The organism is Wolbachia endosymbiont (group A) of Hylaeus communis (genome assembly GCF_947251915.1).
In the GTDB taxonomy this organism is placed as follows: Bacteria; Pseudomonadota; Alphaproteobacteria; order Rickettsiales; family Anaplasmataceae; genus Wolbachia; species Wolbachia pipientis.
On record NZ_OX366396.1, the window covers coordinates 1005361 to 1020262 of the forward strand.

The 14902-nt window shown below is 35.1% G+C and carries 10 protein-coding genes and 3 pseudogenes; 6 read left to right on the forward strand and 7 right to left on the reverse strand.

Annotation, left to right across the window (positions count from 1 at the left end):
- Positions 1–137 precede the first annotated feature (137 nt).
- Positions 138–1224, reverse strand: a pseudogene (locus OPR52_RS07890) (IS3 family transposase).
- A gap of 270 nt (positions 1225–1494) precedes the next feature.
- Between OPR52_RS07890 and OPR52_RS05050 the strand changes: the two are divergent.
- The 3 genes from OPR52_RS05050 (at position 1495) to OPR52_RS05060 (ending at position 3783) form a co-directional block, all read left to right on the forward strand.
- Positions 1495–1836, forward strand: coding sequence for a hypothetical protein (locus OPR52_RS05050; protein ID WP_041573517.1), 342 nt, complete (start codon positions 1495–1497; stop codon positions 1834–1836).
- A 39-nt stretch (positions 1837–1875) separates the two neighbouring features.
- The gene (fsa, locus tag OPR52_RS05055; protein WP_007552982.1) at positions 1876–2517 is read left to right on the forward strand and encodes a fructose-6-phosphate aldolase; all 642 of its coding nucleotides are present in this window, start codon (positions 1876–1878) and stop codon (positions 2515–2517) included.
- Positions 2518–2853: 336 nt separating this feature from the next.
- Positions 2854–3783 carry an ankyrin repeat domain-containing protein gene (locus tag OPR52_RS05060; RefSeq protein ID WP_265037918.1) on the forward strand — a complete coding sequence of 310 codons (930 nt, stop codon included), beginning with the start codon at positions 2854–2856 and terminating at the stop codon, positions 3781–3783.
- Positions 3784–3786: 3 nt separating this feature from the next.
- Here OPR52_RS05060 and secA read toward each other — a convergent pair whose 3' ends face one another.
- Positions 3787–6447: a preprotein translocase subunit SecA gene (secA, locus tag OPR52_RS05065; RefSeq protein WP_265037920.1), complete on the reverse strand. Its 2661-nt coding sequence runs from the start codon at positions 6445–6447 to the stop codon at positions 3787–3789.
- 249 nt (positions 6448–6696) lie between these two features.
- Between secA and OPR52_RS05070 the strand changes: the two genes are divergently transcribed.
- Positions 6697–9624, forward strand: coding sequence for a tetratricopeptide repeat protein (locus OPR52_RS05070; RefSeq protein WP_265037922.1), 2928 nt, complete (start codon positions 6697–6699; stop codon positions 9622–9624).
- Here OPR52_RS05070 and OPR52_RS05075 read toward each other — a convergent pair.
- Positions 9595–9729, reverse strand: coding sequence for a hypothetical protein (locus OPR52_RS05075; RefSeq protein WP_265037924.1), 135 nt, complete (start codon positions 9727–9729; stop codon positions 9595–9597). The two genes, OPR52_RS05070 and OPR52_RS05075, sit on opposite strands and share 30 nt — an antisense overlap.
- 185 nt (positions 9730–9914) lie before the next feature.
- On the opposite strand from OPR52_RS05075, the pseudogene OPR52_RS05080 reads away from it, so the two are divergent.
- Together OPR52_RS05080 and OPR52_RS05085 are read left to right on the forward strand one after the other, a co-directional pair.
- Positions 9915–10747 (forward strand): annotated as a pseudogene (locus tag OPR52_RS05080) (IS5 family transposase).
- A gap of 23 nt (positions 10748–10770) precedes the next feature.
- Positions 10771–10989: pseudogene (locus OPR52_RS05085) on the forward strand (patatin-like phospholipase family protein); the annotation flags it as partial.
- 80 nt (positions 10990–11069) lie between these two features.
- On the opposite strand, the gene wmk (OPR52_RS05090) reads toward OPR52_RS05085, so the two are convergent.
- The 4 genes from wmk (OPR52_RS05090) to OPR52_RS05105 all read right to left on the reverse strand — a co-directional run bounded on the left by wmk (OPR52_RS05090) (position 11070) and on the right by OPR52_RS05105 (position 14879).
- On the reverse strand, positions 11070–11981 hold the full coding sequence (wmk, locus tag OPR52_RS05090) for a WO male-killing family protein Wmk (RefSeq protein WP_265037926.1): 912 nt from the start codon (positions 11979–11981) through the stop codon (positions 11070–11072).
- A 25-nt stretch (positions 11982–12006) separates the two neighbouring features.
- Positions 12007–12930 (reverse strand): WO male-killing family protein Wmk, encoded by a 924-nt coding sequence (wmk, locus tag OPR52_RS05095; RefSeq protein WP_265037927.1) that lies wholly within the window; start codon positions 12928–12930, stop codon positions 12007–12009.
- 65 nt (positions 12931–12995) lie between these two features.
- Positions 12996–14120, reverse strand: coding sequence for a hypothetical protein (locus tag OPR52_RS05100; protein ID WP_265037736.1), 1125 nt, complete (start codon positions 14118–14120; stop codon positions 12996–12998).
- Positions 14121–14222: 102 nt separating this feature from the next.
- Positions 14223–14879 carry a JAB domain-containing protein gene (locus OPR52_RS05105; RefSeq protein WP_265037738.1) on the reverse strand — a complete coding sequence of 219 codons (657 nt, stop codon included), beginning with the start codon at positions 14877–14879 and terminating at the stop codon, positions 14223–14225.
- Positions 14880–14902: the final 23 nt, after the last annotated feature.

A 14902-nucleotide genomic window follows, 5' to 3' on the forward strand; every position in this document is an offset into this window, starting at 1 on the left:
ATCTACCCTTATCCTATCACATCCGGACTTTTATGGAAAGAGCTATACTTGCTATATGAACTATCGGAGAAATTTTTTTATAGTTTATAGTATCTGACCTTACCCAGAAAAAGTGGAGAGAAAGTTTGGAATGTTTTTTACAAAAAGAATGATGCATCAAATTGTTCTGGAATGCAATAGTTAATAGTGACGTTGTTTGTTATAAAAAATTTCTATATATTCAAATATAGCAGTTTTGATATGCTGTTTAGAGTGCCGAGAGGTGTCTATTGGTAACTCCCTTTTTAGAGAACTGAAGAAGCTTTCCACAACAGAATTGTCGTAACAACAACCTTTATGATTCATCTATGTTTTTTATGGATAAGAGATATTGATAACCTTGCAAAGTATATTGTGAACCTTGATCACTATGTAATAGTAGATTTTTAACAGGTTTACGCCTATTAATGGCCATTAATAAAGAGTTCATAACCAATTGTTTATTTATTGCACTACTCATTAACTACCATACGTGAGAATTATTGCTGCCAAATATAGCCATCCCTCCTTGGTTTTGATGTAAGTAATCCCATACTTTATTTGGTTGATCAACAATAAAGTTTTGATCTAGTATATTGGGAGCTACAGCTCTATTATCTGTTTGTTGTTTTTTAATTTTAAATTTTCTTCTCAATATAGCCTGAATACCATTTTTCTGCATAATACTTTGCACTGTTTTTAAGTTGCAACTTTTACCCAAAGCCTTCAATTCAGCATGAATTTTAGGAGCTCCATATCTACATTTAGAAACTTGATATATTTTTTGAATAGCTTCGAGTAGCTCTTTATTTGCTGATTCTCTACTGCTTATTTTTCTTGTGGTCCACTTATAGTAGCCACTAGCAGAAAATCCTACATAATTCCTGTACTTTATAGCAGTTACTATATAAAAAAATATTTTACTCTTTTTGACTGGCCAGGGCTTTTTTTTAAATGTCTCTTTCCCTTGTTACTCTTGCTTTGTAAATCAAACCTCTCTTTGTCGTAAGGAGCCATGTTACCTCTACCTGGAAATGCATTTGCCGCTGACTTTTTTTCGTTATATTTCTTCATCCATTTTCCTAATACACTATCCCTTATTCCTAGATCTCTTGCTACTTTTGCAACTGGTTGACCTACCTTTCTTTGTTCATTTGCCAGCTTAACAGCTTCCAATTTGAATTCTGCCGTATATTCCCTTGCCATTTCTAATCCTCCAAAATTTTATTTTACCCGAAAAAACTCCTTTCTTTCTCTCCACTTTTTCTGGGTAAGGTCAATATACCAGTGCCGAAAATAGTTGACAAAGATTGTGTATACTTATTACAATTGTTTGGGTACAAGAAGTTTTTACGGCAACAAAGTATGCACTAACTATAAGTAAGGAAGACTTTAAGCAGGCAATAAAAAAAATGAAGTAACGTTTAAAAGAGATTGAAGGAGAGAAGAAAAAGGTAAAAGGGAATACGGCAGAAAATGAATCTTATTACAAATAGCATAAAGGGCTTTTATTCTAGTGTTAAATCGGACCTAGATTGGCAAGCCAAACGTAGTCTTATTAGAACATTAGTAAAAGAAGTCAACATTGATCTTGATAAAGTAGATGTAGTATTTAAGATCAAAGAACTTGAAAACCCCGCCCAGAATGGACAAAATCAAAAGATGGTACATTGTCTAAGGGGTCTGGGCACTGGGATGACATCTTTTTTCTTGGTACAAATTACTCTTATGTCTCAATATTTGTACAGTTGTGTTATCGGCTGTTTGATGTTTACAACGCAGGAAGTTCATACGGTTGTAAGTCAAGCGGTAGGATGACAAGATTTTGCAAGGGTATTTTTTTTATAGGAGATTAATATGGAAATTTTTCTTGATAGCGTTGATTTAAATGAAATTAAAGGACTAAAGGAGTTCATTGACGGCATAACAACTAATCCTTCTTTAATAGCAAAGTCCGGGCGTAAAGATAAATACGAGGATTTAGTGCGTGAAATATGCTCTATTATAAAAGGGCCTGTTAGTGTTGAAGTTGTTGCAGATAGCCATGAAGAGATGATCACAGAAGGTCTGAATTTAGCAAAAATTGCTGATAATGTTGTGATCAAATTACCTCTTACACATGAAGGATTAATTTCTTGTAAAAAGTTATGGACAGAGCATAAAATACCTGTTAACATCACATTATGTTTTTCTCCTGGACAAGCACTGCTTGCCGCTAAGGTCGGTGCTTGTTTTATTTCCCCCTTTGTTGGTCGCCTTGATGATATAAGCTATGATGGCTTATCGCTAATAGAAGATATATGTACTATATATTCTAATTACGGTTTTGATACTAAAGTTCTTGTTGCATCAGTGAGAAGCCCAGCGCATGTAATAGAAGCTGCAAGGCTTGGTGCTGATTCAATTACTGTGCCAGCAAAAGTACTTAGACAATTAATTAATCACCCACTTACTGACCAAGGGCTAGCAATATTTGAAAAAGACTGGGGTGTAAAATAATAGACGGTTACAAATGAACATAAAAATTGGCGTATCCGTTCAGGCAATGGCGTCAACTTAAGAGCCTTCATTAGCAAACTCTCCTAAAGACATGATGGCGTTTGCTACCTTATTGCGGCTGCCCTGGTCGAATTTTAACTTTATAGCTAACCCAAGAAAGGTTTCCCTACATCATACCGCCGCGGCGCTAACGAGTAGCGGAATGACGAATTTGTTGTTTTTCAAATTGTAGGTAAACCTAAAGCTATAGAAAAAAAGAAGAACCAGTTTCTTAGTTTTTCATTGACATAATCCACTCCATATGCCATAATAAAATTTTATATCTTGGAGAAGGAAATGACATTAAGGTTAATACTACAAGAAGTCAACAGTAGTCCAGATCTGAGTAAGGAAAATTTAATTGATAGAATTAAAGATAAGCTGCAGCAGGAAAATCAACTTATATATGATGAGTGGAAAAAAAACGAATTTGATATAAATTACACGTTTACAGTGCTCAAGTGCAATTTATTACTTATAGCAGCTGAAAATGGCTATGAAAAAGTAGTAAGATACTTAACAAAAAACGGAGCTAATGTTAATGTACAAGATGAATGGGAAAAAACCTCCTTACATTATTCTGCTCAGCATGGGCATGCACAAGTAGTAGAAGTTTTGCTAGAAGAAGGAGCAGACGTTAATGCACAAAATGAAGATAAAGGGACTCCTTTGCATTATGCTGCTTATAGTGGTCATATAGAAGTAGTAAAACATCTTATAAAAAAAGAGGCAGATGTTAATGTAGTGGACAGATATGGAAGAAGTCCTTTACATTATGCTGCTGAGAATGGATACACACAAGTAGTAGAAGTTTTGCTAGAAGAGGGAGCAGACGTTAATGCACAAGATAAAGACGGAAGAACTCCTTTATATTATGCTGTTTATTACACCCATGGTGAACATCCAAGACTAAATTATCAACATCCAAAAGTAGCGAAACTTCTGCTAAATTATGGTGCAGATCCATCATTTATTCATAGACCTAAAGCTATAACAGCAGGAATTACTGTAGGTATATTAGCTGCCATTGTTGCTCCATTAGCACTCATTTATGCTACTGCATTACCTGCACTAGCAATAGTTGGAATTACTGTGGCATCTGCACTGATCGTTGGTGGAATTTCCTATGGGGTTGCATATAAGTCATCAGAGCATTCATTAAACAGTAAGCTAAGTGAGGTTAGCTGCAGTAATGTTGATGGAAATAAACAAACTGTACAACCATAATTATTAATTCACCACAGTAACCGCGCCGTGGCAGTGTTTGTACTTCTTTCCAGAATTACAAGGGCACTTGTCGTTTCTTGAGACTTTGGGAAGTCTGCTATTTCTAGCAGAATGTAACCTATTGCCTATCTCTTGGTTATCTGCCAACTTAAAGTGCGCTAGGCGGTGAATGGTGAGTTCCTTCCATTTTTCAAGCATTGACTCAAACATCAAGAAAGCTTCGCGTTTAAATTCATTCAGTGGATCTTTCTGCCCCATGGCACGTAGGCTTATGCTTTGTCTTAGGCTCTCTAGAACTGAAAGGTGTTCCCTCCATAAATGATCAAGTGTCATTATCATCATTTGCTTCACGATCGTATTCCACAAATCTGTAGTGTGCTGACTGTTGAAATATTTTTCTTTCTCAGTAAAAAATTCTTGTATCTTATCATTTATATAATCCAAAGCTTCTTGTTTGTTTAAAAACTTTGCTAAATCTTCTTTATCAAGCGTTATTCCATACCTTGTATGGAATTCTTTGACTATATCTTCAATATAATCCTCATAATAGCCACTTTGGACTATACCTTCTATTACGCTCTCATTTACTTCGCTATATACTTCAAGTAAATCATTAATTTCGTTGCCTAAGATATTGTTTCTCTGCTTAAAAATAACTTTACGTTGGTTGTTGATTACGTCATCAAACTTAAGTAGAGATTTCCGCACGTCATAGTTTCTAGCTTCAACTTTCTTTTGTGCTTTCTCGAGTGCCTTATTGATCCATGGATGATGAATAGCTTCGTTATTCTTTAGCCCTACTTTTTGTAAAAAACTTCTCATTCTATCAGAGCCAAATATTCTCATTAGGTCATCTTCGAGCGATAAAAAGAACTTAGAAAGTCCAGGATCCCCCTGACGACCAGAACGGCCGCGTAATTGATCATCTATTCTCCTGCTTTCATGTCTTTCGGTTCCAACCACACATAAACCACCAGCTTTTATAGCAATTTCCTTATCTTTTTTTACTCTTTCAACTATTTCTTGGTATTTTTTTTCTCTTTCATCAGCATTTTTTATCTTCTTTAGCTCCACCTTTGCAATCATTTCAGCATTTCCACCAAGCTGAATATCAGTTCCACGTCCTGCCATGTTAGTTGCTATAGTGATACTACCTGGCACTCCAGCTTGCGCTATTATGTACGCCTCTTGTTCATGATAACGAGCATTTAATACTGAATGCTTAAGAGAATGGCTTTGCAAAAGCGCAGAAAGCTTCTCAGAGTTTTCGATGCTCACCGTGCCAACAAGGACCGGTTGAAGGCGTTTGTAGCATTCTTCTATAAACTTCAACACAGCATTAAATTTTTCCTTTTCTGTACCGTAAATTTCATCATCAATATCAACTCTTTTTACAGGTACATTGGTTGGAATTTTTACTACATTTAATCTGTATATATCACGAAACTCTTCTGCCTCTGTTGCTGCTGTTCCCGTCATTCCGGAAAGTTTATTGTACATACGAAAGTAATTCTGAAATGTGACCGATGCTAAAGTTTGGTTTTCATGCTGAATTTCAAGATTCTCCTTCGCTTCAAGTGCCTGATGAAGACCATCGGAATATCTCCTGCCCTCCATCATACGCCCAGTAAATTCATCAATAATCACTACCTTGCCATCCTTTACTATATAATCTTTATCAGCAGTAAACAGCTTATATGCACGTAATGCTTGGTCTATATAATGAGTCATTATCATGCTGTCAGTATCATAGAGCGAGGAATTTTCAGGAATGAGATTGTATGACCTTAGTAGTTCCTCCACTCGTGAAATACCATCTTCAGTCAAGAATACCGTTCTACCTTTTTCATCTACTTCATAATCGGAGTCAACTAATTTGGTTACTATTTTATTGATATGCTTATATATCTGATTGTTTTCCTCACCCGGGCCAGAAATAATAAGCGGAGTGCGAGCTTCATCAATGAGTATTGAGTCCACTTCATCAACTATTCCGTAGTGAAAGCCTCTCTGAACCATGTCTTCTTGAGAAAATTTCATATTGTCTCGCAGGTAATCAAAGGCAAGCTCGTTATTTGTGGAATACACGATATCTGCACTGTAAGCCTCTTTCCTCTCTTCGTCTGTCAAGTTATTCGTAATAAACGCAACAGAAACCCCAAGAGAATTATATAATTTGCTCATCCACTCTGTGTCTCGTTTTGCAAGATAGTCGTTAACAGTTACGACATGTACGCCTTTCCCTTCTAAGGAATTTAGATATGCTGCTAAAGTTGCAACGAGTGTCTTTCCCTCTCCTGTTTTCATTTCTGATATCATGCCATTGTGGAGCACCATTCCACCAATCAGTTGAACATCAAAGTGCCTCATGTTAAGAAATCTTCGAGAGGCTTCACGCACAACTGCAAATGCAGGTACGAGAAGATCATTTAACGTTTTCCCATTTTTCAATTCTCGATTGAATTCTTCAGTTTTACCAGCAAGCTCCTCATCAGATAAGCTCTGCATTTCTGTTTCTAATGCATTTATTTGCTGAACAATTTTCCTAAAGGATTTTATTATCTTCTTATTTGTTGACCCAAATATCTTTCTTATAAAAAAGAATGACAACGTAAAAATGAAAAATATAAGAATGGCTGTCAAAATTAGCGGAGAATCTAGCATAAACTTAAGTAAAGTCTTATTTAATATGAGATTATATTACTAAATGCAGCCTACAGCAATTACATATTAGATTTGGGGAGTCTTTGGAAAGTCTTTTTTAAATCAAGAATTAAGAGTTTGCCAGGCAATTCCTACCCTCGAAGGCCTTTCTATCAACACATAAAGACTCTATTGCATTATTTTAGGTGTTTGGTAATCTTTAATTCTAGATCAAACAAATTTATAGCAGCCTGTATGAGGTAACTAGTTATGCACGGTAATATCTACCAGCTAAAGGTATTGATGCTATTTTTGCATCGAGGAGTGCTCTATCAGCACTCTTTTCGCTTAGGTACAGAAATAGAAGAGGCCAGAAAATTCGATGATTTAGTATTTGAATGTACCCAAGGTAGTAAGAAAGTATACCGTTTTTTGCAGGCTAAACACACACAAGATGAAGATAACAAGAAAATTGGAGTAGGGAACTTACTTACAAAAGATAAAAGTGGTGAGTTTGGATTAGCAAAGTATTTTGTTTCTTACCTAAAGATCAAAAATAATCAAGATTTTGCAGATGGTAACCTGAAAGATTTTATTATCTGTACTAATATCGATTTTGATCTGGATCAAAGCACAGCACGAAACACAGTGAAGAAGTTGAGGGTAAAAACTTTAGGACCAAACGAGGAAATAGAAATTTTAGTTGAAGTAATCGACACTAGTGATGTCTTTTTTAAAGATGGTGGCACTAGATATAAGTTCTCTTATATTCACAATAACATGATTTCAGTAGTGCAACCAGCATTTGAAAGTGCTGTAGAAGAAGCGATGGAAGAATTAGAAGAGGAGATAAAAAAACTCCAAAACAAGCCAGATCAGAACTCAAAAAGGAAATTGGAAAGAAATCAGACGTGGCAACGTGAATTTGGACGAATGATGAATGAAGGTAGGTTGGAAGACAATATAAAAGAATTTTTTGATAAGTTAGTATTTGCAGTAAATCAGCCCAATGAAATAAAACTAGCGGATATTATCAAAAGTGAGCTAGGCGAGCAATTTAATGATATTGATAGACAGAATGTTTACGCTCGCTTCCAAGAAAAAATGCTAGATTGGTTGAAAGAAAAAGGGAGACGTTTTCTTACACATGAAGACGGAAGAGAATTCTTTCGCAAGATGAAAGAAGAAATCTTAGGAGGCTTTCGATTTGAGGTGAGAAATCCAGTAGGATCGTTCACTGGAAGGACAGAAGAATTACGAGAACTACACAAATTAATACAAAAAAGTCAAGGTGTAGCCACAGTAATATCGCATCTAGCTTCTATCAGTGGTTTGGGAGGAATCGGTAAGACTGAGTTAGTCAGAAAATATATTGAAAAGCACAATAAAGATTATGATAACAATATTATATGGATAAATGCCGAAACCTATGAAACTATGGTGCAGTCCTTTCTCAGATTAGCTAAAGGTCTTTTAGGCGTTCCTACAGAAGATAGGGATATTGAATCTATTGTAAGAGATATATACGCTTTTTTTGCAAAGAGAAAAAGTCTCTTTGTTTTTGATAACGCAGAAGAATATAGAAGTGAAGGTCAAGATGCTGGTATTAGTCAATTTTTACCGTCTCACTTTTTATCATCTGATGATAATAAACCTAGTGTTTTGATTACCTCTCGTAATCAAAAATGGGGAGATATAGAACCATTAAAATTGGGTACATTTACCGAACCAGAGTCAGTAGACTTCATTAGAAAAGCACTGGATATAAAGGATGGATCACAAGAAAATGAAATAAAGAATTTAGCAGAAACATTACAGCATTTTCCTTTAGCCCTGCAGCAGGCAGTTGCATACATAAAGGAAAGGGATGTAGCATTAAAGAATGTAGGCTTGAAGTTTGAAATTAGTGATTATTTAAAGAGGTATAAAGAGGAAGCAGAAAAATTACTTGATTTTAAGTTTCCTAAAGACAGCGACAATAGCTACACCAAGACAACTTTTATAACCTGGAGAATTACTATTGATAAAATCAAAGACAACACGGAGTATGGTCAGCAAGCCAAAGAAATTTTGGATATCATTGCCTATATTGCCTCTGACAACATTCCTGCAAAAATGTTTTTAGGGGTAGAACGCAATGAAGAAAAGTTAGGTGATGCTATCCAACTACTTAAGCAATATTCAATGATCAGCTCAGGAGAAGAGCAAAGCTCAGTCAATATTCACAGGTTAGTACAGCAAGTAACGAGAATAGAGTTGGAAAAACAAGATAAAGAAAAAGTTGTGGAAAAGACTTTTGAATTACTGAGAGAAAGCTTTCCTTATGGCAGTGATAAATTAGAAGACTGTGCTAAGAAACGACAATTATTACCACATTTAGAAGCATTTTTATCACATATAGATAACTGGCTAAAAGAAAATCCTTTAAAAAAACAAACAATAGAGAAGGATTATCTTGTAGATTTGTTAATGTGGATGGATAATGGACACTCTGATTTAGGTAATCCTAGAGGACAAAAGGAATTGCTTGAACGGGCTTTACCTATCCTTAAGAAACATTATGGCTCTGATCATTTTACAGTTGCCATAATACTAGAAGACCTCGGCAATTCTTGTGGTGCTTTGGGTAATCCTCAGAAACAAAAGGAATTGCTCGAACATGCTCTGCCCATCCTTAAGAAATATTATGGCTCTGATCATTTTGAAGTTGCTAGAGCACTAGTAAGTCTCGGTACCGCTTATAGGGCTTTAGGTAACCCTCAAAAAGCAAAAGAGTTGCTTGAACAGGCTTTACCTACCTTTAAGGAATATTATGGCTCTGATCACTTTACATTTGCTATAATATTAGGAAACCTCGGTATTGCTTGTAGTACTTTAGGCAATTATAAGAAGGCAAAAGAACTGCTTGAACAAGCCTTAGCAATTCAAGAGAAACATTATGGCTTTGACCATTTCGAAGTTGCTAGAGCACTGACAAACCTCGGTATCACTTATTGTGCTTTGGGTGGCCCTCAGAAAGCAAAAGAGTTACTTGAACGAGCCTTAGCAATTCAAGAGAAACATTATGGCTTTGATCATTTTGAAACTGCTAAAACACTGACGAACCTCGGTATCGCTTATTATGCTTTAGGCAACCCTCAAAAAGCAAAAGAGTTGCTTGAACGGGCTTTACTTATTTTTGAGAAACGTGTTCGGTAGAAGCTGTAGCTTTACTCCTCTCGTTTGAGTTTTATTACTACAACTCCCCCTAAAGAACCGTGCTTGCAGATTTCCCGCACACGGCTCATCAATATTAGTTTTCACAGTCGTCCCTCTTATGCATATAAAGAAAAATGTATTTTTGGCTTTGGTAATGGATTTACTTCTACGTAGTGTACAAACTGTTCCCAGGTCATACTCTTTTTCTGACTACGCCGATTTATCCATTTAGAGGTTGTCCGGAAACAAGTAAAAGGCTATAATATCTGAAATTTTAGTACGGGGTAAAGATGAGAAAAAAGTATCCAACAGATCTAAGCGAAAGGGAATGGGCAAGAATAGAAAAACACTTCAGAGTATCATACAAGAAAGGAGGAAGGCCGCCAAAGTATAGCAAAAGAGAAATATTAGAAGCAATTTTCTATGTATTGCGTACAGGGTGTCAATGGCGGTATTTACCAAATGATTTTCCGCTATGGAAGACTGTGTATGAGCAGTTCAGGCAATGGAAGAAGCAGGGAATTTTTGAGAAAATGAATTATGAAATTACAAAATATAGTAGAAGAAAAATAGGAAGGAATGAGCAGCCGAGTGCCTGTATAGTAGATAGTCAATCTGTAAAGACTACAGAAAAGGGGGGATCAAAGGCTATGATGGAAGTAAAAAAGTAAAGGGTAGAAAAAGGCATATAATTACAGACACTCAGGGTTTTATACTAGGTTGTTACGTAGGCGCTGCTAACGAAAATGATAGAGATGGTATTAAAATAGCATTAAACAATATGAGAACAAAATATACTAAAGTTAAAAAAATGTGGGCTGACATGGGATACCAAGGAAGAAATTTAAAGAATCACATAAAGGAAGAATATGACATAGATATTGAAATTGTTAAAAGGCCTACATGTAGATTTTGGGTGCACAAAGATACGCCACCTGAGCTACTACCAACAAGAGAACAAGGGTTTAAAGTACAGCCAAGAAGATGGGTTGTAGAAAGGACTTTTGCTTGGGTTAATAGGAATAGAAGGCTATCGAAGGAGTATGATTTACTCACAACATCCACTGAGAATTTCATATACCTAGCTATGAGTAGGGTTATGTTAAAGAGGGAATATGCTTGAATTTACTTGTTTCCGGACAACCTCTAAATGTGATGTTTGCCTCTGGATTGGACTGCGTAAATTATCAGATGAATCAAGTAATAGGCAATAGATACGTAAGAATACAATCGCAATTGAAGCTAGCATCGGCTGACATGGATAACATTACATCAAAAAATATCAAATCTCTTCAGCAAGAGGCAAATGCAATGATAGAGGACAATCAGAAAGTGATAGAAAAATTCTGTAATATTATATCTTGATACGTCAAATTCTGCAGAGCTAAATAAGGATTTAGAATAGATAATATATTAACCATTTTTACTTATATCTTAAACACAATTCAATTTTTACACTCATCAGCAGTTAGGCCACTTGCTCGCACAATAATATCACTAGCAACACCTGCCTTAACTAGATCTTTTGCAATCTTGATTTTCTCTGCTTTTTTAACTTTTTCCTTGCCGCTTTTCATATCTTCAGATAGAGATTTGACTAATGCATCTAATGATTCTTGTTCTCTGTACTCATCCATTAAACTCAATAGCTTTTTGCTTTCTCTTGTTTTAGGCAGTAGAACTTTAATATTCACTGATAATGCTCTTGCTATTTCATATAATTTATCAAATGAGATGGCAGTATATCCTTTTTCATATTCGTGTATTTCCTTGAGCATTAAATCAATTTTATCCGCCAAATCTTTTTGAGTATATCTTCTTATCAATCTCCATTCTCTTATTCTTTGCCCTATTCTGTAATATATAGAATCAGTGTAAATTTCTTGTTCTGTATCATTATACTCGTAAATAGATAAGCCGGTTGCTTGGGAAATTATGTCAACTGAAACTCCTTCTTTAACTAGATTTTTTGCTACTTCTAATCTTGCCTCCTCTTGATTGATTTTCTCGCTAATATGAACAAACCTGACTAATGAAGGTACTATTTTGCCTAACTTTTGATTCTCGTATATTTTTGTTAGATAGAGTATTTCTTCGTCTTCATCTTTATACTCTCTTACTGTTATTGGTTTAGGTAATAGATCTACAACATTAACTGACAATACTCTTGCTATTACATATAGTACTTCAATCGGAATAGGAATATACCCATTTTCATAATTGGTTACTTCTTTATATGCTAATCCGATTTTACTTGCTAACTCTGCTTGAGTACACCTTTGCATTAATCTACAATCTTCTATTTTTTGCCCTATTTTGTAGTGTATAGAACTAACATCTCTTACAGAAACAAACATATATACCTTATTTAGAAATAAATTTTCATCCAATTTGATCAGCAGATAAACCAACTATTTGCAAAATAATATCAATAGAAATTCCCCCTTTTACTAAATCCCTTCCAACTTTAATCCTTTCTATCTCTCTCACTTTCTCCTCACAAATACGTATTCCCTCAAACAGAGATTTTATTAGTGCATTACGTAGTTCTTGATTTTCAATCTTTTTGTATTCTTCAATTAAATTCGGTAATTCATTTCCTACTCTTTCATCTGCATCTTCTGCTGGTTCAAGTAGATCCACGATATTAATCGATAACGCCTCTGCCATTTCATATAATTTATCAAGTGGAACAGCAACCCTTCCTTGCTCATAGTTACTTATTTCATCACGTGTTGTAGTCATTTTCTCTGCTAAATCCTTTTGAGTGCACTCTCTTACCAGTCTCCATTCCTTTATCTTTTTCCCTATTTTGTAGTAGATAGAACCTATTTTTTCTTCAACACATTCATCAGCAGAGAGACCAATTGCTTGTGAAACAATATCAACAGAAACTCCTGCTTTAACCAGATCCTTTGCAATTTTTATTTTCTCTGCTTTTTTACCACTTTTCTCACTAATTTGAACAAACTTGGTTAGTAAACAAAATATCTTACGTAACTCTTGATCATTAATCTTTTTATATTCTCTTACTAGATCTAATATTTCCTCTCCCTTATCTTCAAAACAGATTTTTTCATTTGATACAGGAATGAGATCCGTAATACTGATTGATAGTGCCTCAGCTATAGCATATAACCTTTCAATTGGAACTCTACGATTCCCTTTCTCATATTGCAGTATTACCCAATACTTTACACCAATTTTCTCAGCTAAATCCTTCTGAGTATACCCTCGCTCTAACCTCCAACTTTTTACTTTTTGCCCTACTTCATAGTCTAGACTTCTTTCCACGCAAAGAACCATATATAATATTTTCTACTATAGCTCAAAGGCTCCAGATATAATAGCCAGACTCTGGAACCTTTAAATTAAAGTGCTCTACAAGTTTCTTTACTATTTTCACGTACTTTGTCTGCCCATGAAAACAATTTTTCACTTACTTCCTTCTGCTTTTCACTCCATATGCCGCACCTAGTGAAATTACCTTTCTCTACTGCTTCTTTAAGTTTTACTCCAGCAAAAAGGCAATTTTTTCCAATTTCTTCGCCTCTTTTTTGTAACTCAGCCCACATTTCCTTGTTTTCTACTCTGACTTGTACTTGATCATATTTTTTTACATCGTGGTACAATATAACATTTAGCTTACCAATGCTCGTAGGAAACTCTAATATAATAGAGCTTTCATCTGACATATCGATATAGTTTCTTATACCTCCCTTCTCACTTTTAACCTCAACTGCATCATTGCCAATTTTTAAAATATTACTTCCTAACTCTCTCAGTATTTTGGCTACCTCTACCTTGCTATCATCAGAAAATTCTATATATGATGTTGTATTGTCTATCTCGAAATCTATTAAGGATCCTTCTTGAACAGCACTTTCGCCAGCTTTTTCTAGTTCTTCTAGTTGCTTATCTCTCTGTGGCTGAATTTCTGGTTGTAGCTCATTATAGATTTCACCTATCAGTTTATTCTGTAGTAGAGTATCATGAAACTCTGCACCGCTTAGCATTAATTTTCGTATTAGCTTTTTACGATCACTTTTTTCTAATTTGTGAAAATGTGTACCTAATACTACATATTCTGCAAAACTCCATTCGCCATCATTACATGCATTTAGCCTTGCTCCAGCAGCTAGTGCTTCGTCTACAACCTTGTGCAGTTCATTTGGATTTTTTGCTCTTACCACAGCACTCTTAAACCAGCTCAACTTTTCTGTATTTGGCTTTATTTTTTGCAAAGCTGAAGCAAATGGATTTAATCCTTCTGGATAATCTGCTTGATTACTCAAAGGTTTTGTGCCATAAATATAGTCAAATCCTTTCCCATAGTTGATTTTGTTTTCGCGAACTTCTCTACCAGGGAAAGGCATTGCATCTTCCGGTTTTATCTCCTTCTGATTATTAATTTTGCTCACAAACTTAGACTGCTTTATATCAACGCCTTCAAGAGCACCAAATATTTTCTTCAATAACTTGTCTTTACTAGTCATATAACCCCCATATTAAAAATACTTTTTAAGTATATAAATCTTAGTTTATACATTCTATTACTCAGTATAAATTATAATGAGTAGATTTGCAAATACTTTCTGCTATAACAATCCGTTTTCTCTAAAACTAAAATAGCCTCCACTTGTGATAATAATGTGATCAAATAATCTAACGCTTACAGTACTACATGCTGCTGCTAAACTCTTCGTTACTTCTTGATCTTCTTCTGATGGTTCTAAACTCCCTCCAGGATGGTTATGTGACATTATTACTAATGTTGCATCTTTTATTAATGCTTTTCTTGTAATTTCCTTTATGTATACTGGTGCTTTTTCCATTTCACCAATATAGGATTCTTCTCCGATTAATTGGCGCCTTTTATTCAAGTACAGTATTTTTACACATTCCCTTTCTGAGTGGCCTATACTTACGTTTAAGTACTCTACTAGCCCTTGTAAGTCCATTATTGGCTCACTTTTTAGCTTTTCTCTCAGTACTCTTTCTAGTGTTTCCTTAACACACATAATCATTGCTACTGCAGAATCAGTTACTCCTTCTATAACTTTCAGGTCATCCATTTCTCTACCTAAAATCCTTCCTACTCCTGCATAAGTATTCACCAGATTTTTAGCAATTTCTTGAGCTTGTGGCCTTTCATGTACTGCACTTAAAAATGTTTCCATTATTTCACGATCAAGTAATGCCTTGCCTTTGCTTTCTAATATTCTGAATTCGATTTCTTCTTTACTTTTATTCATATAATTTACCCTTCACTAACAAC